13 protein-coding genes are annotated in these 19861 nt (G+C 68.0%); 5 read left to right on the plus strand and 8 right to left on the minus strand.

The features are described 5' to 3' along the window. Positions 1-375 precede the first annotated feature (375 nt). From ACIHAO_RS36360 to ACIHAO_RS36370, 3 genes are all read right to left on the minus strand, one after another. Entirely contained in the window at positions 376-1938 is a 1563-nt protein-coding gene (locus ACIHAO_RS36360) for an amidase (protein ID WP_396565731.1), read from the minus strand. A gap of 14 nt (positions 1939-1952) precedes the next feature. After that, complete coding sequence (gene glnA / locus ACIHAO_RS36365; protein WP_396565733.1) at positions 1953-3296, minus strand: type I glutamate--ammonia ligase; 1344 nt, start codon at positions 3294-3296, stop codon at positions 1953-1955. Positions 3297-3364: 68 nt separating this feature from the next. Beyond that, the gene (locus ACIHAO_RS36370; RefSeq protein ID WP_396565735.1) at positions 3365-4630 is read right to left on the minus strand and encodes an MFS transporter; all 1266 of its coding nucleotides are present in this window, start codon (positions 4628-4630) and stop codon (positions 3365-3367) included. Between the two features lie 90 nt (positions 4631-4720). Here ACIHAO_RS36370 and ACIHAO_RS36375 point away from each other — a divergent pair, with 90 nt between their 5' ends. Continuing rightward, positions 4721-5389 (plus strand): LppX_LprAFG lipoprotein, encoded by a 669-nt coding sequence (locus ACIHAO_RS36375; RefSeq protein ID WP_396565737.1) that lies wholly within the window; start codon positions 4721-4723, stop codon positions 5387-5389. 77 nt (positions 5390-5466) lie between these two features. Here the strand turns inward: ACIHAO_RS36375 and ACIHAO_RS36380 are convergent, their stop codons facing one another. Beyond that, positions 5467-7017: an alpha/beta hydrolase gene (locus tag ACIHAO_RS36380; RefSeq protein ID WP_396565740.1), complete on the minus strand. Its 1551-nt coding sequence runs from the start codon at positions 7015-7017 to the stop codon at positions 5467-5469. Positions 7018-7069: 52 nt separating this feature from the next. Beyond that, positions 7070-8641: an alpha/beta hydrolase gene (locus tag ACIHAO_RS36385; protein WP_396565849.1), complete on the minus strand. Its 1572-nt coding sequence runs from the start codon at positions 8639-8641 to the stop codon at positions 7070-7072. 149 nt (positions 8642-8790) lie between these two features. On the opposite strand from ACIHAO_RS36385, the gene secA2 reads away from it, so the two are divergent. Together secA2 and ACIHAO_RS36395 are read left to right on the plus strand one after the other, a co-directional pair. Next, entirely contained in the window at positions 8791-11118 is a 2328-nt protein-coding gene (gene secA2 / locus ACIHAO_RS36390; RefSeq protein WP_396565742.1) for an accessory Sec system translocase SecA2, read from the plus strand. 160 nt (positions 11119-11278) lie between these two features. Continuing rightward, positions 11279-13036 carry an NAD+ synthase gene (locus ACIHAO_RS36395; protein WP_396565744.1) on the plus strand — a complete coding sequence of 586 codons (1758 nt, stop codon included), beginning with the start codon at positions 11279-11281 and terminating at the stop codon, positions 13034-13036. Here ACIHAO_RS36395 and ACIHAO_RS36400 read toward each other — a convergent pair. Continuing rightward, positions 13007-13633 (minus strand): VOC family protein, encoded by a 627-nt coding sequence (locus ACIHAO_RS36400; protein WP_396565746.1) that lies wholly within the window; start codon positions 13631-13633, stop codon positions 13007-13009. The two genes, ACIHAO_RS36395 and ACIHAO_RS36400, sit on opposite strands and share 30 nt — an antisense overlap. A 91-nt stretch (positions 13634-13724) precedes the next feature. Here ACIHAO_RS36400 and ACIHAO_RS36405 point away from each other — a divergent pair, with 91 nt between their 5' ends. After that, positions 13725-14261 (plus strand): methylated-DNA--[protein]-cysteine S-methyltransferase, encoded by a 537-nt coding sequence (locus ACIHAO_RS36405; RefSeq protein ID WP_396565748.1) that lies wholly within the window; start codon positions 13725-13727, stop codon positions 14259-14261. Positions 14262-14304: 43 nt separating this feature from the next. On the opposite strand, the gene ACIHAO_RS36410 is transcribed toward ACIHAO_RS36405, so the two are convergent. Continuing rightward, entirely contained in the window at positions 14305-14892 is a 588-nt protein-coding gene (locus ACIHAO_RS36410; RefSeq protein WP_396565750.1) for a DinB family protein, read from the minus strand. 143 nt (positions 14893-15035) lie between these two features. Further along, positions 15036-18353, minus strand: coding sequence for a bifunctional lysylphosphatidylglycerol synthetase/lysine--tRNA ligase LysX (gene lysX / locus ACIHAO_RS36415; protein ID WP_396565752.1), 3318 nt, complete (start codon positions 18351-18353; stop codon positions 15036-15038). Between the two features lie 242 nt (positions 18354-18595). Here lysX and panB point away from each other — a divergent pair, with 242 nt between their 5' ends. Next, a complete protein-coding gene (gene panB, locus ACIHAO_RS36420) occupies positions 18596-19471 on the plus strand; it encodes a 3-methyl-2-oxobutanoate hydroxymethyltransferase (RefSeq protein ID WP_396565754.1) in 876 nt (291 codons plus the stop codon). Positions 19472-19861 lie beyond the last annotated feature (390 nt).

Here is a 19861-nt window from a genome sequence, read left to right on the forward strand (position 1 = left end):
AAAATAATGCTCTCAAAGGAACCTCAAACGAGGTTCAAATACATAAGCTCTACTGGCTTAGTTCACTAGCACACTGTTGAGTTCTCAAGCAACACGCTTTGTTTCAAAGCGATATTCACAAGCTTTTGGTCGAGCATGCCGAATCCTACGCTGTTAGTCGTAGGGGGTCGGCGGCCGCTCGTGGGCCGACGCTGAACATTACCTGGTCCGGTTCGCGGTGTCAACCCGCTCGGCCCTGGTTCCTTGCCTCGGGGCTTTCGGCCCCGGCGGCCCGGTGTTCCTGGCGACGAAGAGAAGATTACATGCCCCGGAACCCCCTGAAAACAGGGGGGTCACTTAACGACATCGCCGCAGGTCAGCCGGTGTGAACCACCCTCATCCGACGGTCTTCAGGTAGCGGGGCGGTTTGCGGACGGGTGCGACGCGTTCGAAGTCCGCCGCGTAGGCGAGCACTCGGGCGTCCGTCCACTGCCCCGCCATGAACGAGACACCCACCGGGAGCTCGCCGACGAAACCGGCGGGCACGGTCACCGCGGGGTAGCCCGAGACGGCGGCCGGCGTCGACGACGGGATCACGTCGTTGTCGCCGGTCTTGCAGTCGGTCTTCCAGGCGGGCGGGTTCGTGGGCGCGGCGATCGCGTCCAGGCGGTACTTGGTGAGCGTCTCGTCGATCGAGCGTTTCGCCAGGTCGGTGAGCTCGCGGCGGATCGCCAGGTAGCCGGGATCGGACGGGCCGGGCGCGGCGAGCGCCTGTTCGAAGAGTTCCTGCCCGGCGAAACAGGTCTGCTCCAGCGGGTCGGAGCGGTTGTAGTCGATCAGCGCGGCGAGGTCCCGCGGGCCTTCGGGGCGCGTGGCCAGGTAGCGGTCGATGTCCCGGTGGAACTCGGTGAGCAGGGCCGGGAACTCCAGTTCACCGAGCCTGGCCTGGTACGGCGGCGTCACCTCGACGACCTCGGCACCTGCCTTGACCAGCGAGTTCCTGGTTCGCGTCAGCACGGCGTCGACGTCCGGACCGAGGACCGGCAGACGCCAGAGCCCGATCCGGGAACCCTTCAGCACGCCGGGACGGAGGTGTGCGGCGTAGTCGGTCGGCTGGTTCGGCGGGTACGCGCCGGTGGCCGGGTCGCTCGGGTCACGGCCTTGAAGGGCGGACAGGGTCAGCGCGACGTCGACGACGTGCCTGGCCATCGGGCCGGCGGTGTCCTGTTCGGCCGAGATCGGCACCACCCCGGTGCGGCTGACCAGGCCGAGGCTCGGTTTGTGCCCCACCGTCGAGGTCATCCCGGCCGGGCAGACGATCGAGCCGTCGGTCTCGCTGCCGATGGCGACCTGGGCGAGCGACGCGGCGACACCCGCGGCGGAACCGGCGGACGACCCACAGGGGTTGCGATCGAGCACATACGGGTTGTTCGTCTGCCCACCGACGCCTGACCACCCGGAAGTGGGTTTGGCGGCGCGGAAGTTCGCCCACTCGGACAGGTTCGCCTTGCCGAGGACCACCGCGCCCGCGTCACGCAGACGGCGGATCAGGGTCGCGTCCTTCGCGGGCTTGCTGCGCAGTGCGCGCGAACCCGCCGTCGTCTGCATGGAGCGGGTGTCGACGTTGTCCTTCACCAGGACCGGGATGCCGTCCAGCGGCCCGCGCGTCTTGCCGGCGCGACGCCGGACGTCGCTCTCCGCGGCTTGCGCGATCGCGGCCGGATTGACCGCGATGACCGCGTTCACCTTCCGGTCGACCTTGTGGATGCGGTCGAGATAAGCCGAGGTCAGACCGACCGCGGTCAGCCGTCCGGAGGACATCCGGGCCTGAAGAGCGGGGATGTCGGCGGCGTCGAGATCGAGAGGCCTCCCGGCGGCGGATGCCGCCGGCGCGGCTGTTGCCGCGATGGTCACGGCGACCAAGGTCGTCAGAACTCTGAACACCGGTCGCCGCACCATCAGGTCTCCTTCGTCTAGAGAACCGGAAGCAGGGTCCGCAGCTCGTACGGGGTCACCGCGCTGCGGTAGTTATCCCATTCAACACGTTTGTTGCGCAGGAAGAAGTCGTAAACGTGCTCTCCGAGCGCTTCGGGCAGAAGTTCCGATTTCTCCATCTCGGACAGCGCCTCGCCGAGGTTCTGCGGGAGCTGGGCGTATCCGGCCGCGCGACGTTCGGCGTCCGAGAGCTGCCAGATGTTGTCCTCGGCGGGCGGAGGGAGCTCGTAACCCTTCTCGATGCCCTTGAGGCCCGCGGCCAGGATGACCGAGTACGCCAGGTAGGGGTTGCACGCGGAGTCCAGTGTGCGGATCTCCACGCGGCGTGACGACGCCTTGCCGGGCGAGTACATCGGCACCCGGACCAGCGCGGAGCGGTTCGCGCGGCCCCAGGAGACGGTCGTCGGGGCTTCACTGCCGCTGATCAGCCGTTTGTAGGAGTTCACCCACTGGTTGGTGACCGCCGAGATCTCCTTCGCGTGGTGCAACAGCCCCGCCACGAAAGCTTTACCCGTCGCTGACAACTCGTACGGGTCTTCGGCGTCGTAGAAGGCGTTGCGATCACCTTCGAACAGGCTCACGTGGGTGTGCATCCCGGAACCCGGCTGGTCGGTGAACGGCTTCGGCATGAACGTCGCGCGGACACCTTGGGTGAGCGCGACCTCCTTGACGACGTACCGGAAGGTCATCACGTTGTCGGCCATGGTCAGCGCGTCGGCGTACCGGAGATCGATCTCCTGCTGGCCCGGCGCGCCCTCGTGGTGGCTGAACTCGACCGAGATCCCCATCGCTTCGAGCGTCTCGATGGCGTGGCGGCGGAAATGCGTCGCCGTCGCGTGGCTGGCCTGGTCGAAGTAGCCGCCGTTGTCCGCAGGCTCGGGTTCGCTGCCGTCGTCCGGCAGGCTCGCGAGCAGGAAGAACTCGATTTCGGGGTGGACGTAGCAGGTGAAACCCGCTTCGGCCGCCTTCGAGAGCTGCCTGCGCAGGACGTGCCGGGGGTCCGCCCAGGAGGGTGAGCCGTCCGGCATCGCGATGTCGCAGAACATGCGCGCCGAGTACGGGCCGCCGTCCGGGGTCTCCCAGGGCAGGACTTGGAACGTGGCCGGGTCGGGCTTCGCGACCATGTCGGATTCGTAGACACGAGCGAACCCTTCGATGGCCGATCCGTCGAAGCCGATGCCCTCGCTGAAGGCGCCCTCGAGTTCGGCCGGCGCCACCGCGACGGACTTGAGGAACCCCAGCACATCCGTGAACCAGAGCCTGACGAAACGGATGTCGCGCTCTTCCAAGGTACGGAGCACGAACTCCTGCTGGCGATCCATGGCCGCACCCTAACGAGAACGTGTTAACGACATGTTTCGCGACGCGCCGATCGACCGGAAGTGGTGGATCACCCCACGAGGACCGGTTCGGGTTTGGTCGCCTTGGAAATCGACAGCGAAGCGACCGAAGCCAGCACGGCGAGGCCTGCCGCGATGTACCAGGCGAGCGCGTAGCTGCCCGACGAATCGCGGATCGCGCCGGCGCCGAAAGCCGCCAGACCAGCGCCGAGCTGGTGGCTGGCGAAGACCCAGCCGAAGACGATCGGCCCGGCGGCGCCGTATTGCCGGACGCAGAGCGCGACGGTGGGCGGGACCGTCGCCACCCAGTCGAGTCCGTAGAAGACGATGAACGCCCACATGCTCGGTTCCACCGTTCCGCTCAGCAACTGCGGGAGCAGGGCGAGCGAAACGCCGCGAAGGGCGTAGTAGACGCCGAGCAGGATCCGCGGGTCCACCCGGTCGGTGAGCCAGCCGGAGGCGATCGTGCCCGCGACGTCGAAGATCCCGACGAGGGCGAGCAGGCCGGCGGCGGTCGTCTGTGGCATGCCGTGGTCGTGCGCCGCGGGGACGAAATGGGTGCTGACCAGGCCGTTCGTCGTGGCGCCGCAGATCGCGAAGCCGACGGCGAGCAGCCAGAACGTCCTCGTGCGTGCTGCCGAGCCGAGCACCGAGAGCGCGCGGCGGACGGAACCACCCGTGCGGGCGACAGGGGCGTCTTCGCCGGGCTTCGCGCCGTAAGCGGTCATTCCGACGTCGGACGGGTGATCGCGAACCACCAGGAGGACGACGGGCACAACGGCCAGTGCGGCGATGGCGATGACGAGCGACGCCGTGCGCCAGCCTTCGTCGACGGCGAGGTTGGCCACGATCGGGAGGAAGATCAGCTGGCCGGTGGCGCCCGCCGCGGTGAGGACCCCGGTGACGACGCCGCGGCTGCGGACGAACCAGCGGGCGGCGACCGTCGCGGCGAAACTCATCGCCATCGAGCCGGTGCCGACGCCGACCAGGACACCCCAGCAGAGGATGAGCTGCCAGCTCGCGTTCATGAACACCGTGCCGCCCGCGCCGATCGCGACGACGCACAACGCCGTCGAGGCGACGCGTCGCATACCGAAGCGCTCCATGAGAGCTGCCGCGAAGGGCGAGAAGAGGCCGTAAAGCACGAGGTTCACGGAGACGGCCGACGCGATCGTCGCGCGCGACCAGCCGAACTCGTTGTGAAGCGGGTCGATGAGCACGCCGGGAGCCGCGCGGAAACCGGCGGCGGCGAGCAGGGCGATGAAAGCGGCGGCGGCGACGAACCACGCGCGGTGGAGCCGGGTCTCAGGTTGCACGGATACAGCGTCATCGGCGACGGCCCCCGGCGGAAGCGGCTGGAAGGACACTGTGCGCAAGGTTCGGGCCAAGGCCATAGGCTCTTGGCCATGCGCTGCCGTCACCTCGTGCCGGCGCTGCTGCTCACGATCGGGCTCATCGGCGGCTGCGCGGGCTCACCCCCGTTGCCGCCTGCCCAGGACTACGTGAGCGCGGCGGCCGACTCCCTCGTCTCGTTGCGCAGCGTGCGGTTCACGCTCGGAGTGAACGGCGTCGTCACCGGGCTGCCGGTGCGCGGGCTCGACGGCGAGGTCAGCCTCGAGGGTGGCGCGGTCGGTAATGCCGACCTGCAGGACGACTCCGGTCGGAGGAAGGTCAAGTACCGGCTGTCCGGCTCGGAGATCACGCTCAGCGGGCCTGGTGGAGAGCGAGTGATTCCGGCTTCGGCGCCGTACACGCCTGAAGCGATGCTCGGGGCTGAAGGCGGGCTTCGGCGGCTGCTGACCGGGGCGACCGACCTGCGGGGCGAGCGGTGGGAGCGGGTACAGGACACCGATTCGTTCCGGATCGCCGCGAAGGTCCCGGCCGCGGTGATCGGCGGGATCGTGCCGGAGATCAAGTCGGACGTGTTCGTGAAGCTGTGGATTTCGCGGGACGAGCCGCGGCGGCTGGTGCGGGTGTGGCTGCAGGTGCCGCCGACGAAGCCGGAGGAGTTCGCGGTGATGTTGGAGTTGGCGTTGGCCAGGCATAACTCGGTGGTCATCGGGGGCGGGCGATAGCAAAGGTCCCCTGCTCTCTTCGGCGGGAAAGGCCAGGTCAGCGGGGTCGGCGATAGCAAAGGTCCCTTGCTCCCCCGCTAGGAGCAGCGGGTGTCGGGAGCGGGTAGTTCGCCGTCGATCAAGTACGCGAACCCGGCGCTGTCGACGCACTCGTTGCCGTCGAGGAAGACGGTGTGCTGCGCGCCCTCGAACGTCAGCAAAGCTCCCTTGAGGTCTCGGGCCAGGTTCACACCGGACTCGTACGGGGTCGCCGGGTCGTCGGTGGTCGAGATGACCAGCGGCCGCGGCAGGCCGTCGATGTCCGGCTTGTGGACCTCGGAGGTGGCGGGCACCGGCCACACCGAGCAGATGTCGAGTTCACTCATGTCCGGGGTGCCGCCGGCGAGGAACGGCGCGCCCTGGAGCATCCGCTGGTGAGCGCCCTCGATGACGCGCCTGTCGGCGATCCGGGTGCTGTCGACGCAGCGGACCGCGAAGTACACGTCGAGGATCCCGGTGTACCGGCCGTCCGTCTCTCGGCCGTAGTAGTTGTCGGCGAGCGCGACCAGGGTTTTGCCGCTCCCCCGCTTCAACTCGGCGAGCCCGTCGTTGAGGAACTTCCACGCGTCAGCCGAGTACAACGCGGCACTGGTCCCGGTGATGGCGTCCTCGAAGGAGAGCTTGCGAGTCCCCGCGGGCACCGGTTCGGCAATCAGCGGCCGGACCAGGTCCTGGAAGACCTTCGTCACCGCATTCGCGTCACGGCCGAGCGCGCAGTCCTCGCGAGCGACGCACCACTTGCCGAATTCGGCGAACGTGTTCTGGAAGCCCGCCATCTGCGTGACCAGCGATTCCGCGGTGTCGAGTTCGGGATCCACCGCACCGTCGAGGAGCAGCGCCCGCACCTTGTCCGGATAGGCCTCGGCATAGGCGGTCCCGATCTGCGTCCCGTACGAAAAGCCCAGGTAGGTGAGTTTCTCGTCGCCGAGGGCCGAGCGCAAAACGTCTAGATCGCGGACGACATCCCTGGTCCCGATGTTGGCGAGCAGCTCCTTACCGTGCTTCGTGCGCTCGGCACACTTCGCGGCGTACGTCCTGGCGTCGGCGAGTTGCTTCGCGATCCCGTTGGGCGTCGAGTCGCTTTCGGAGTCCTCGGCGCGGTCCGCGTCGCGTTCGGCGTCGGTGAGGCAGACGAGCTTCGGATCGCTGATCCCGACACCGCGCGGATCGAATCCGACGATGTCGAATCGCTCGGCGAGTGCCGCCGCCGGCCGGGACTTCGCGATCCGCGCGGCAGCGGAGACGCCTGATCCACCGGGACCGCCGGGATTGAGTACGAGGGAGCCGATCCGCCTTTCGACCTTCTTCGTCTTGTGCCGGAGAACGCCGATCGAGATCGTCTCGCCGTCCGGCTTCAGGTAGTCGAGTGGCACGGTGAGCTTCGCGCAGTCGAACGCCTTGTCCGCGAAAGACGCGCACGCACCCCACGTCAGCTCCTGCTGAGTGAACTTCTCAAGCGCCTTCGGGTCCGGAGCCGGTGACGCGGTGGTCGTCGGAGGCGCCGTCGGCGCGGGCTGCGGCTGCTGCGTCGTGCAGGAAGTGACCAGCACGGCGACAGCGAGCACGGCCGGAACGCGGCGAAGGCTCATCTCGCGATCTTCGCAGCGTCCCGGCCGGTCAGGGGCCTTCGCGCCGAACTCGTTACTTGGCGGTGCAGCGGGTGCCTTCGTCCGGCAGGGCGCCGTCCACCAGGTAATCGATGCCGATCTTGTCGACGCACGAGACGCCCTGGAGGAACACCGTGTGCTGGTTGCCCTCGAACGTCAGCAAAGCTCCCTTGATCGCTTTCGCGAGGTTGACGCCCGCCTGATACGGGGTCGCCGGGTCGTTCGTCGTCGAGATGACCAGCGTCTTCGGCAAACCTTCGACGTTGGGCAGGTGCGGCTCCGAGGTGTTCGGCACGGGCCAGAAGGCGCAGGCGTCGCGCGCGGAACCGTCCGGTTTGCCGTCGTCGAGGAACGGCGCCGCCTGCGCGTATCGCTTCTGCGCATCGAGGAGCTTCGCCGGATCGGTGACCCGCGGGTCGTCGACGCACCTGATCGCGACGAACGCGTCCTGCGTCGTCCCGTAGCGGCCGTCGGCGCCGCGTTCGTTGTAGAGGTCGGCCAGTTTCTCGAGGCCGTCGCCGCGCTGGCGCTTCAGGTCGTTGAGCGCGGTGTTCAGCGGTTCCCAGAGATCTTCCTGGTAGAGGGCCTGTATCACCCCTGTCGTCGCGTCCTCGTACGACAGTTTCCGGCCGTCCCCGACCGGCACCGGGAAGTCGATCAGCGGCCGCACCAGGTCCTGGAACGCCTTCGTCACGCCGGCGGCGTCGCGCCCCAGCGCGCAGTCCTCGCGCGCGGCACACCAGTTCGAGAACTCCCCGAACGCCTTGCCGAAGCCCTGTCCCTGCGCGACGAGCGACTCCACCGCGTCCTGTTCCGGGTCGACGGCCCCGTCGAGCACGAGCGCGCGGACGTTCGCCGGGAACGCCTCCGCGTAGGCGGATCCGATCCGCGTCCCGTAGGAGTAGCCGAGGTAGTTCAGTTTCGGATCACCGAGGACCGACCGCAGGACGTCCATGTCCTTGACGACGTCACGGGTGCCCACGTTCGCGAGCATCGAGGGGCCGTGTTCGGTCCGCTCGGCGCACTTGGCCGCGAAGTACTGGGACTCGGTCTCCTGCTTTTTCACTCCCTCGGGTGACCCGTCCGTCTCGCTGTCGTCCGCCCGGTCCGCGTCGCGTTCGGTGTCGGTCAGGCAGCGGATCTGCGGCTGGCTCGCGCCGATGCCGCGCGGGTCGAAACCGACGATGTCGAAGCGTTTGCCCAGCGCGTTCGTCGCCGTCCGGGAGGCGAGACCGGCCGCGGCGGCCATCCCGGAAGCGCCGGGGCCGCCGGGATTGACCACGAGCGCCCCAATCCTTTCGTCGGTTTCCAGTGCCTTCCGGCGCAGGAGGCCGAGCGTGATCGAGTCGCCTTCAGGTTTCGCGTAGTCGAGCGGGACGGTCAACCGGGCGCATTGTGCGTCCTTCACTCGAAACGCCGCTTTCGCGTCATCGGATGTCGCGTAGGGTGCACAGTCGGCCCAGGTCAGGCTCTGTCCGTAAAACTTCTCGAGGCCGGGCGGCACCGGCCCGGTCGGAGCGTGCGACTCGGTGGCCGGAGGCGGCGGCTGGGTTCTACCCTCTCCCGACGAGCACGCGGCGGAAGTGACGGCGAGCAGGCCGGACAGCGTGATCGCGGCGAATCGACGGGCACGGGACCTGGCGCTGACATGAGTGAACACGGTTGGATCGTGCCATCGGCCGTGGAACTCGGCCGCACCACCACCGCGTTGGTGATACGAGTGCGGACGGCAGAAGAGCAGACGGGAGCACAGGGGTGGCAGCACTGATCAGCCGGGTGGGCAAGAAGCTGCGCCGGATCATCCAGCGGCCGGGCAGCGTCGAGCTGACCCGCTACGAAGCGCTGCTGCCGGCCATCGAGAAGCTCGAGCCCGAGTTGGAGAAGCTCTCCGACGAGGAGCTGACAGAGCGGGCCGGCAAGCTTCGCGACGCCGCTTCCTTCGGCAACGACCAGCTGGTCGAGGTCTGCGCGCTCGGGCGTGAGGCCGCGCGGCGGGCCCTCGGCGAGCGTGCCTTCGACGTCCAGCTGCTGGGCACGATGGGCCTGCTCAGCGGGCATATCGTGCAGATGGAGACCGGTGAGGGCAAGACGCTGGCCGGTGCGCTGGCCGGCGCCGGGTACGCCCTGCGCGGGAAGCACGTCCACGTCGTCACGGTGAACGATTACCTCGCCCGTCGTGACGCGGAGTGGATGGGCCCGATCTACGACCTGCTCGGCGTATCCGTCGGCTGGATCGAGCCCGCTCACTCCCGCGACGAGCGCCGCGAGGCGTACGCGAAGGAAGTCACGTACGGCGCCGTCAGCGAGATCGGCTTCGACGTGCTTCGCGACCGCCTGGTGACCCGCGAAGAGGACCTGGTCCAGCGTGAGCCCGAGGTGGCGATCGTCGACGAAGCGGACTCCGTGCTGGTCGACGAGGCCCGCGTGCCGCTGGTGATGGCGGGATCGATCGACCACACCGACGCCGACGAAGAGGTCGCGAACATCGTGCGGCGGCTGCGGCTCGGCCTGCACTACGAGACCGACGCCGACGGCCGCAACGCCTGGCTGACCAAGGCGGGCGCGTCGGTGGTCGAGAAGGCGCTCGGCGACGACATCAACCTCTACGACGAGACGGGCTCGGACAGGCTGCCCGCGGTGAACGTGGCGCTGCACGCGCACGCGCTGCTCACCCGCGACGTCGACTACCTGGTACGCGACGGCAAGGTGCAGCTGATCAACGCCGCACGCGGCCGCGTCGCCGAACTGCAGCGCTGGCCGGACGGCCTCCAGGCCGCCGTCGAGGCGAAGGAGCAGGTCAAGGCGACCGACCGGGGCGAGATCCTGGACTCGATCACCGTGCAGGCGCTGCTCGCGCGGTATCCCGAGGTCGCGGGGATGACCGGTACCGCGGTCGCGGTCGCCGAGCAGCTGCGCGAGTTCTACAAGCTCGAGGTCGCGGTCATCCCGCCGAACACGCCGAACATCCGCGAAGACCAGGAGGACCGGATCTTCGGGTCGCCGTCGCAGAAGCTGCGCGCGATCGAGGAGGAGATCCGGCGCGTGCACGAGACCGGGCGGCCGATCCTCGTCGGCACCCAGGACGTCGCCGAATCCGAAGAACTGGCCGAGAAGCTGGCGAAGGCCGACCTCGAATGCGTCGTGCTCAACGCGCGCAACGACGCCGAGGAAGCCGAGATCATCGCCGACGCCGGCAAGAAGGGCGCGGTCACCGTCTCGACCCAGATGGCCGGTCGCGGTACCGACATCCGGCTGGGCGGCAAGGACGGCGACGGCCGCGACGAGGTCGTCGAACTGGGCGGCCTGCACGTCATCGGCACCGCCCGCTACCCGTCGAGCAGGCTCGACGGTCAGCTGCGCGGCCGGTCCGGACGACAGGGCGACCCGGGCAGCGCGGTGTTTTTCGCCAGCCTGAACGACGAACTCGTGCTGTCGAACGCGCCGGACATCCCCGAAGGCATCAGCTCCGACGTGGGCAGCGGCGAGATCGTCGACCCGGCGGCGCTGCGGCAGATCAACCACGCCCAGCGCGTCGCCGAGGGTGTCGACCTGGAGATCCACCGGAACACCTGGCGCTACACGCGGCTGATCGAGCGGCAGCGCGGCGAGCTGCTCGAGCACCGGGACAAGGTGCTGCGGACCGCGCACGCGGCGGAGGTGCTGGAGAAGGCGCATCCGGAGAAGTTCAAGGAGCTGTCGGAGGCCGTCGACGACGAGGCCCGCGTTCACCAGCTGTGCCGGGAGGTGCTGCTGTTCCACATCGACCAGCTGTGGTCGGACCACCTGGCGTTCCTGACGGACGTGCGGGAGAGCATCCACCTGCGGGCGCTGGCGCGGGAGACGCCGATCGACGAGTTCCACCGCGCGGCGATCCCCGAGTTCCACAAGATCATCCCGGAGGCGGCCGAGCGGGCGGCGAAGACGCTCGAGGAGGCCGAGATCACCGAGAACGGGATCGACCTCGGTGACGCGGGCGTGCGGCGGGCGAACACGACGTGGACCTACCTGGTGCACGACAACCCGTTCGACTCCGACTTCGAGCAGACCATCAAGAAGGTGCGGAGCATGATCAAGCGCAAGTAGCGCGCGGTCCTGAGCAGAGGGAGCGGGGGACCTTTGCTATCACTCTCTTCCGGAGAGCGATAGCAAAGGTCCCCCGCTCTCTTTTCGCCCGGCCGTCCCCAGGTGGGCGATTCGGCACATCCAGTCGTCCCCGCGGACGCCGGTGGGTGAGAATGTCGGCATGCCGCAACTGCGCATCGCACTGGCCCAGGTCAACACCACCGTCGGGGACCTCGAAGGCAACGCCGAGCTCACCGTCGAGTGGACTCGCAAAGCCGCCGAAGCAGGCGCCCACATCGTCGTCTTCCCGGAGATGTCCCTCACCGGCTACCCCGTCGAGGACCTCTCCCTCCGCCCGACCTTCGCCTCTGCCTCGAAGCAGATGGTCGAAGCGCTCGCCAAGCGGCTCGAAGACGCCGGATGCGGTGAGGTGCTCACCTACGTCGGGTACCTCGACCTGGACGAGACCGGCCCGCGCGACGCGGCGGCCGCGCTGTACCGCGGCGAGGTGGTCGCCCGTCAGTTCAAGCACCACTTGCCCAACTACGGCGTCTTCGACGAGCACCGCTGGTTCAAGCCGGGCCACGATCTCGAAGTCGTCCGCTTCCACGGCGTCGACGTCGGCATGGTGATCTGCGAGGACGTCTGGCAGGACGGCGGTCCGATCTCCGCGCTGGGCAAGGCCGGCGTGGACCTCGTGGTCGCGCCCAACGCTTCGCCTTACGAGCGTGCGAAGGACGACATCCGCCTGCCGCTCATCGCCCGCCGCGCGGCCGAGGCCGGCGCGCCGCTGGTGTACACGAACCAGATCGGCGGGCAGGACGACCTCGTCTTCGACGGCGACTCGATCGTGGTCGGCGCGGACGGCCGGCTGCTGGCGCGCGCGCCGCAGTTCGTCGAGCACCTGCTCGTCGTCGACACGGACCTCGAGTCGGGTGGGCACACCGCCGAGGGCGAGTTCGAAGGCCTGCGGGTCAAGCGCCGCGTGCTCAGCGAGGACCCGGTTCCGGCGTACAGCGCGCGCACCGAGTCCGCGATCAGCGAGCCACTGTCGGACGAAGCCGAGGTGTGGCACGCGCTGGTCGTCGGCCTGCGCGACTACGTGCACAAGAACGGCTTCTCGTCGGTGACGTTCGGATTCTCCGGCGGCATCGACTCGGCGGTCGTGGCGGCGCTGGCCGCCGACGCGCTGGGCGGCGACAACGTCTACGGCGTTTCGATGCCTTCGGAGTACTCCTCGGAGCACTCGAAGGGCGACGCCGAAGACCTCGCCCGACGCATCGGCGCGCACTACCGCGTCGAGCCGATCGCGGACATGGTCAAGGTCTACGTGGAGCAGCTTCAGCTGACCGGCCTCGCCGAAGAGAACATCCAGGCCCGTGTCCGCGGCATGCTGCTGATGGCACTGTCCAATCAGGACGGTCATCTGGTGCTCGCCACCGGCAACAAGACCGAACTCGCCGTCGGCTACTCGACGATCTACGGCGACGCCGTCGGGGCCTTCGCGCCGATCAAGGACCTGTTCAAGACCCACGTCTGGCATCTGGCCAAGTGGCGTAACGCGGAAGCCGAGAAGAACGGCGAAACCCCGCCGATCCCGGAGAACTCGATCACCAAACCGCCGTCGGCCGAGCTGCGGCCGGGTCAGTTGGACAGCGACTCGCTGCCCGACTACCTGATGCTCGACGACATCCTCGACGACTACATCGAGGGCGACCGCGGTTACGTCGACCTGGTCGACGCGGGCTTCGAGCCGGAGACCATCGACCGCGTGGTGCGGATGGTCGACAAGGCCGAATACAAGCGCCGCCAGTACCCGCCGGGCACCAAGATCACGTTCAAGGCGTTCGGGCGGGACCGGCGGCTGCCGATGACCAACGGCTGGCGCGAGGGAACCGTCGTGGCCCGCTCAGCTCAGCGCGACCTGCTTCCCGGCTGAGTTCGTCAGCACGGCCACCAGGCCGGGCTTCGTGTCACGCCGGACGAGCATGTCCATCCCGAGTGCGCGGACCGCGGCTTCGACCGCGGCCGGCTCGGGATGGACGCCGGTGACCATGAGCAGCGGAATGGACGGAAGGCCCCGCGTCGTCGGATGCGGGGTGCTCCCCCAGTCGATGAGGAACGGCGCGAGTCCGTCGAGACCGCCCGCACCGGTGAGCCGCCAGGTCAGCAGTTCGCCGTCGTCGGTGGTCCGCGACATCTCGGACGCTTCGCCCGGGTCGTAGCCGCGTTCGCATGCTTCGGCGATCGCTTCGTCGATACCTTCGACACGTGCGGCCCAGGTGACCAGGGCGGGCGCGGTCAGCTCGTCGACGCCGAACGGGCGCGGTCCGACGTGCTCGGGTTGATCCGGGTCGGGGCCGACCACCTCGAGATAGGCACCGGCACCCAGATCGGCCAGGTAGTTGGCCGTACCGAAACCGATATGCCTTCCGCCGCGTACAGGCGTGACGCCGGTCAGCTCGGCGACGCGCGCGACGGCCTCTTCGAGGTCCGGCCCGGCGTACACGAGGTGATCAAGCACGAGGTCGCTCATGCCCATACTCCTACCGCAGCCGCCGCTCCCGCGGCACCGCGGCATGGTGGTGAACCCGAAAACTGTCGGACCGGTCTCGTACCCTGGGCACATGACGGCACCGGGCTACTCCGTGTTCGGCACCGCGATCGGCGACTGCGGCATCGCGTGGAGCGAACGCGGGGTCGTCGCGGTCCAGCTTCCCGAGGGCAGTGAAGAGAAGACGAGGGCGCGACTGACCACGCGCCTTCCCGAAGCGGCCGAATCCACGCCGCCGGGCGAGGTCCAGCACGCGATCGACGGGATCGTCTCGTTGATGGACGGCAAACGCACGGATCTCACCGGTGTCGAGCTCGATTACGAAGGAGTACCGGACTTCCATCACCGGGTGTACGAGTTCATCCGCACGATCCCCGCGGGCAAGACGCTGACGTACGGCGACATCGCGAACATCCTCGGCATGCCCGGCGGGGCACAGGCCGTGGGGCAGGCGATGGGCCGGAACCCGTTCCCGATCATCGTGCCGTGCCACCGTGTGCTCGCCGCGGGCGGCAAGGACGGCGGGTTCTCCGCGCGCGGCGGGGTCGCCACCAAGCGCCGGATGCTGGTCATCGAAGGCGCTTTGGCGGACGAACCGACGCTGTTCTAGTCGTTTGGAGTTCCAGTCGCTTGGGGTTCCAGTCGCTCGGGTTCTAGTCGCTTTGGGCAGGCGACCAGGGCTTGAGCCAAGGCGTCTCCGGCCAGCCTTCCGCGGCGGCCATCAACGGGATCGCCGTCGCGCCGTCGATGTGCTCGCGAATGATGTCGGCGTGCCCGGCGTGCCGCGCGGTCTCCTCGATGAGGTGGAGCAGCACCCAGCGGACCGACCACGCGTCGACGTCCTGCGGGTACCAGGGCACACCCTTCGGCACCGGGACCGGCTGGCCGAGGTCGGCGATATCGGCGATGACGTCCGCCGTGCGGCGGGCGACCTCGTCGTAGCGCGCGAGGACGCTTTCGACCGTCTCGTCCGGGGTCATCACGTAACCGGCTTCGTACTCCTTCATCGTCTCGTCCATCGGCTTCGAGGGCTTCTGGAGAAGGATGTCGATCCAGCCGTCTTCGACGGTCGCGGTGTGCTTGATCAGGCCGCCGACGCTCAGTGAGCTTTTGGTCGGGACGGCTCTGGCCTGTTCTTCGGTGAGCCCGTGCACCGCGATCCGCAGGACGTGTCGCTGCTGCTCGAGGTACGCGAGGAGACCTTCGCGCTCGTCGGCGACCGGGGGAACGTTTCCAGCCATGGTGGCTCCTTCCGTTGGGAAGGGGATCATGGCATCCGGCACCGGCTTTTTGCGGCGATTCGGCCCGGAAGAGAGCAAGGGACCTTTGCTATCGCTTCTCTCGACGTCGAGAGAAGCGATAGCAAAGGTCCCTTGCTCCCCCGCTAGCCCTGCGGGCGGACGAACGGGAACAGCACCGTCTGCCGGATCGACGCCCCGGTCAGCATCATCAGCAGCCGGTCGACGCCGATACCGAGCCCGCCGGTCGGCGGCATGCCGTGTTCGAGCGCGAGCAGGAAGTCTTCGTCCAGCTCCATCGCCTCGACGTCCCCGCTCGCCGCGCGCAGCGACTGGGCCTCCAGCCGTCGCCGTTGCTCGAGCGGGTCGGTCAGCTCGGTGTAGGCCGTGCCGACCTCGGAGCCGAACGCGATCAGGTCCCACCGCTCGGCCAGCCGCGGATCGACGCGATGTTGCCGGGTCAGCGGCGAGACGTCGGTCGGGTAGTCGGTGTAGAACGTCGGCAGTACGGTCGCGCCTTCGACCAGATGCTCGTGCGCCTTCAGCACGAGGTCGCCGTGCCCGGCGTCCTCGTTCACCGGCACTCCCGCCGCGCGGCAGAACCGCTGGAGGTCGGCGACCGAGGTGCCCGCGTCGATCTTCTCCCCGAGCACGGCCGAAACGGCTTCGTGGACCGGGATCACCGGCCAGTCACCGGAGATGTCGTACTCGACGACCGTCCCGTCCGGCCCCGGACGGCGAACGACCTGCGCGCCGTACGCGGCTTCCGCGGCGCACTGCACGAGTTCCCGCGTCAGCGTCCGCATCGTGTTGTAGTCGGCGTACGCCTGATACGCCTCCAGCATGGTGAATTCGGGGTTGTGCGTCGCGTCGACGCCTTCGTTGCGGAAGTTCCGGTTGAGTTCGAAAACGCGCTCGACCCCGGCCACGCACAGTCGCTTCAGATAGAGCTCCGGGGCGATCCGCAGGTACATCCGCATGTCGTAGGCGTTGATGTGCGTGATGAACGGGCGGGCGTTGGCGCCGCCGTGCACGGTCTGCAGCATCGGCGTCTCGACTTCGAGGTAGTCGCCCTGGTGCAGCCGTTCCCGCACGGCGCGCACCACGGTCGAGCGCATTCGCAGCATCGCTGTCGAATCCGGGTTCACCGCGAGGTCGAGGTAGCGCTGCCGCACCCGCGTCTCCGGGTCGGTGAGGCCCTTTCGCTTGTCCGGCAGGGGATGCAGGCTCTTCGCCGTGACGGTCCACTCGTCGACGAGCACCGAGAGTTCACCGCGCCGCGACGTCACGACCTGCCCGCTCACGCCGACGTGGTCGCCGAGGTCGACGCCCCGCCGCCAGCCGCCGAGGTCGAGCACGGAGGCGTCGAGCATGAGCTGGATTTCGCCGCTGAAGTCCTTGACCCGCGCGAAGCAGAGCCCGCCGAGGTTGCGCATCGCGAGCACCCGCCCCGCGACGCGGACCCGGTGGCCGGTGTTGGTGTCCGGGCTCAGATCGCCGAACTTCGAGACGACGTCGCCGAGCAGATCCTCCCGGGCGAAACCGACCGGATAGGGGTCGATCCCGGCTTCCCGCAAGCGATCCAGTTTCGCCATCCGCACGCGAACCTGGTCGGGCCGCCGCACCTGTTTCGGCGCGGGAGTGGCCGCGTTCGCTTCGATGCGGTGGACCTCGGCCACGAATTCATCGGTGACCGTCTCCAGTTTCAACGCCCGAGCCGACCGTCCGGTGGGGACGAATCCTTCGAGCGCACCGGCGACGATGCCGACCCGCGGCAGCCGTCGAGCCGAGGAGTAGCACAGGAATCGCGGCTCCCACTCCGGGCCGTACTTGGCGTTGGACCGGTAGAGCGATTCCAGCTGGAAGAACCGCGACGCCATGCTGAGCACGCCGCGCCAGGCGCGCAGCACCGGGCCCGCGCCGATCCGCTCCCCCTCGGAGAAGACCGCGCGGAACATCGCGAAGTTCAGCGAAATCCGTTGTGCGCCAATGTGCGAACTGGCCGCCACGACCTCGGCGATCATGTATTCGTTGAGCCCGTTTTCGGCGTCGCGGTCACGCCGCATCAGATCAAGGGAAAGGCCGCGACGGCCCCACGGCACGAACGACAGCATGCCGCGAAGCTCGCCCTCGGCGTCGTACGCTTCCACCATCACGCTTCGGCCGTCGCTCGGATCGCCGAGCCTGCCGAGCGCCATCGAGAACCCGCGTTCGGTCTCCGCGCCCCGCCACTGCTGCGCTTGCAGCAACAGCCTCGCCATTTCGCCGGCCGGGATTTCGCTGTGGCGCCGGACTTTCGTGGTGTACCCGGCGCGTTCGATCCGTTTGACCGCTTGGCGGACCGAGCGGCGTTCCGGCCCTGCGAGGCTGAAGTCACGCACGTCGAGGACCGCTTCGTCACCGATTTCCAGCGCGCGCAGACCCGCGTCGGCATAGACCTTCGCGCCGCGTTCGCTCGCGCCGAGCACACCGGGGGTCCAGCCGTAGGTGCGTGCCTCGTTCAGCCAGGCGCGGACCGCGTCGGGCCAGGCGTCGGGATCACCGATGGGATCCGCGCTCGCGACACTGGTGCCCGCGAGCACGCGATAGGCCACGGCGGCGCGGCCGTTGGGCGAGAAGACGACACTCTTCTCGCGCCTCGTGGCGAAATAGCCCAGAGAGTCGTCTTCGCCGTGTTCGGCCAGAAGGCGACGTACGCGCAGTTCTTCCTCATCCGTCCTCAAGCGACGGCTACGCACGCCACGGAACAGCGTGTACAACGCCGCCGTGGCGACGGCCGTCGCGCTGAGGTCGAGCACGAGGTCGAGCCAGGCCGGTCCTTCGCCGATGCCGACCCGGCGTAGCTGGATGTTCTCACCGGTCGTGTGGTTGACGACCCAGGCGAACCGCGCCCAGGTGTCGGCGAGCCGGCCGGGAAAGGCTTCGCTCAAGCCCCAGCCGACGAGAATGACCGCGGCCAAACCGCCGAAAAGCACCGTGAAGCCGTCGCGCCAAGCACCCGGCGCGAGCCGGGCGGGGAACGCGGGACGCAGCATCCAGAGAAAAACGATCATGCCGATCGAGATCAGGTCGACGACGGCCAGCACCCACACCTGGTGCGGAATGTGCCGGACCTGCCACGGCCCCAGTTTCAGCAGCTCGGGCCACCAAAGCAGAGCGGCCTGGAAGGCCAGCGTCACCGCCAGGCCACCGACCTGGAACAGCAGCAGCGTGTAGAGCGCGGCGCGTTTGCGGCGGCGGAGCGCGGCGCCGAGGACGACGAGCAGCAGAACGATCACGAGACTCGCGTTCGTCGGGATGCTCAGTGCCGAGAAGGCGACGTCACCCGTCTTGAGCACCGGCCCCTTCACGCCGCCGGCGAGCAGGAGGATCACCGAGAACACGGCCGCGGACTGCACGAGGGTGGCGACGATTCCGCCGGCCCTCGCCTTCCACGGCGAGACTCGGCTCACTGGGTTTCCCATTCTGGCCCTTCGCGCTACACACAGGTGATCGACAGCTGTACTACTTGACGTCACACAACCCTGTGTGGTTGTCAACGATCATCATCCTCTGGTCTGAATTTCCTCATCCGCGGGCGTGACGCCGTGGTGTGAAGCTGGTCGCAGGGCCTTGGGACGGACATATCCGCATGTCACGCTTGGCCTGTTCAGCTCCACGACCCGGGGACCTCTTCGAGGCCTCGAGGGAAGGACGGTCGACAAGGATGTCTGCCACCGAAAAGGATTCCGGCGAGCTAGCCGCCCCGTACGGGACCGGCGCGGCGCCCCAGCCCGCCTCTGGGAAGAAAGTCCGCGTACATCACCTTCGCGACATGAAGGAGCGCGGCGAAACCTGGCCGATGCTCACCGCCTACGACATGTACACCGCCGCGCTGTTCGACGAAGTGGGCATTCCCGTGCTGCTCGTCGGGGATTCCGCGTCGAACAACGTCTTCGGTTACGACACTTCGCTTCCGGTGACCGTGGAGGAACTGCTTCCGCTGGTTCGCGCGGTCACCCGGTCGGTGAAGCGGGCGCTGGTCGTCGCCGATCTGCCGTTCGGCTCGTATCAGCTCTCGCCGCAGCAAGCACTGGAAACCTCGGTGCGATTCATGAAGGAAGGCCGCGCGCACGCGGTGAAACTCGAAGGCGGACGGAAATTCGCTCCGCACGTCGAGGCACTGACGTCGGCCGGGGTCCCGGTGATGGGACATATCGGATTCACACCGCAGAGTGAACACAATCTGGGCGGCTACCGGGTCCAGGGACGCGGCGAAGCGGCCGAAGCACTGCTCGCCGACGCTCTCGCCCTGGAGGAAGCCGGCGCCTTCGCGGTCGTCATGGAGATGGTGCCCGCCGAAGCCGCGAAGCGGATCACGCACGAACTGAAGATCCCGACCGTCGGCATCGGCGCCGGGCCGGACTGCGACGCGCAGGTGCTCGTCTGGCAGGACATGGCCGGACTGCGACGCGGCAAGACCCCTCGCTTCGTGAAGAAGTACGCAGACCTCGCCGGCGTACTGGCCGGGGCCGCGTCAGCGTTCGCGGAGGACGTCCGGCGAGGCGAGTTCCCCGCTCCGGAACACTCGTTCCACGACTGATCCGCCTCTGACCTGCGAAAAGAGAGCAAGGAACCTTTGCTATCACTCCCGTCGAGGACGGGCGATAGCAAAGGTCCCTTGCTTTCCTCGGTGACGACTGTGTGGATTTCGGTCGTCCAACGCACCGAATCCACACAGTCAGTCAGCACCGCTACGCGGAGTACAGGGTGTGTGGAAATAGGGACACTCAATGTCCCTATTTCCACACACCCCCGCCCGCCGAGGGGCGCGTTAGCAAAGGTCCCTTGCTCTCTTTTCGGGTGGGCCGTGCACGACGACCCTCCTTTAGTCGTTCACATACATGAACTTGAATCATGTCCTTGACGCACATTCGTAAAGAGGCTTAACGTCTAGCCCGTCGCCGCCACGACCGAGTTTCGATCCCTCGAC

The organism is Amycolatopsis sp. NPDC052450 (genome assembly GCF_044547565.1).
Classification (GTDB): domain Bacteria; phylum Actinomycetota; class Actinomycetes; order Mycobacteriales; family Pseudonocardiaceae; genus Amycolatopsis.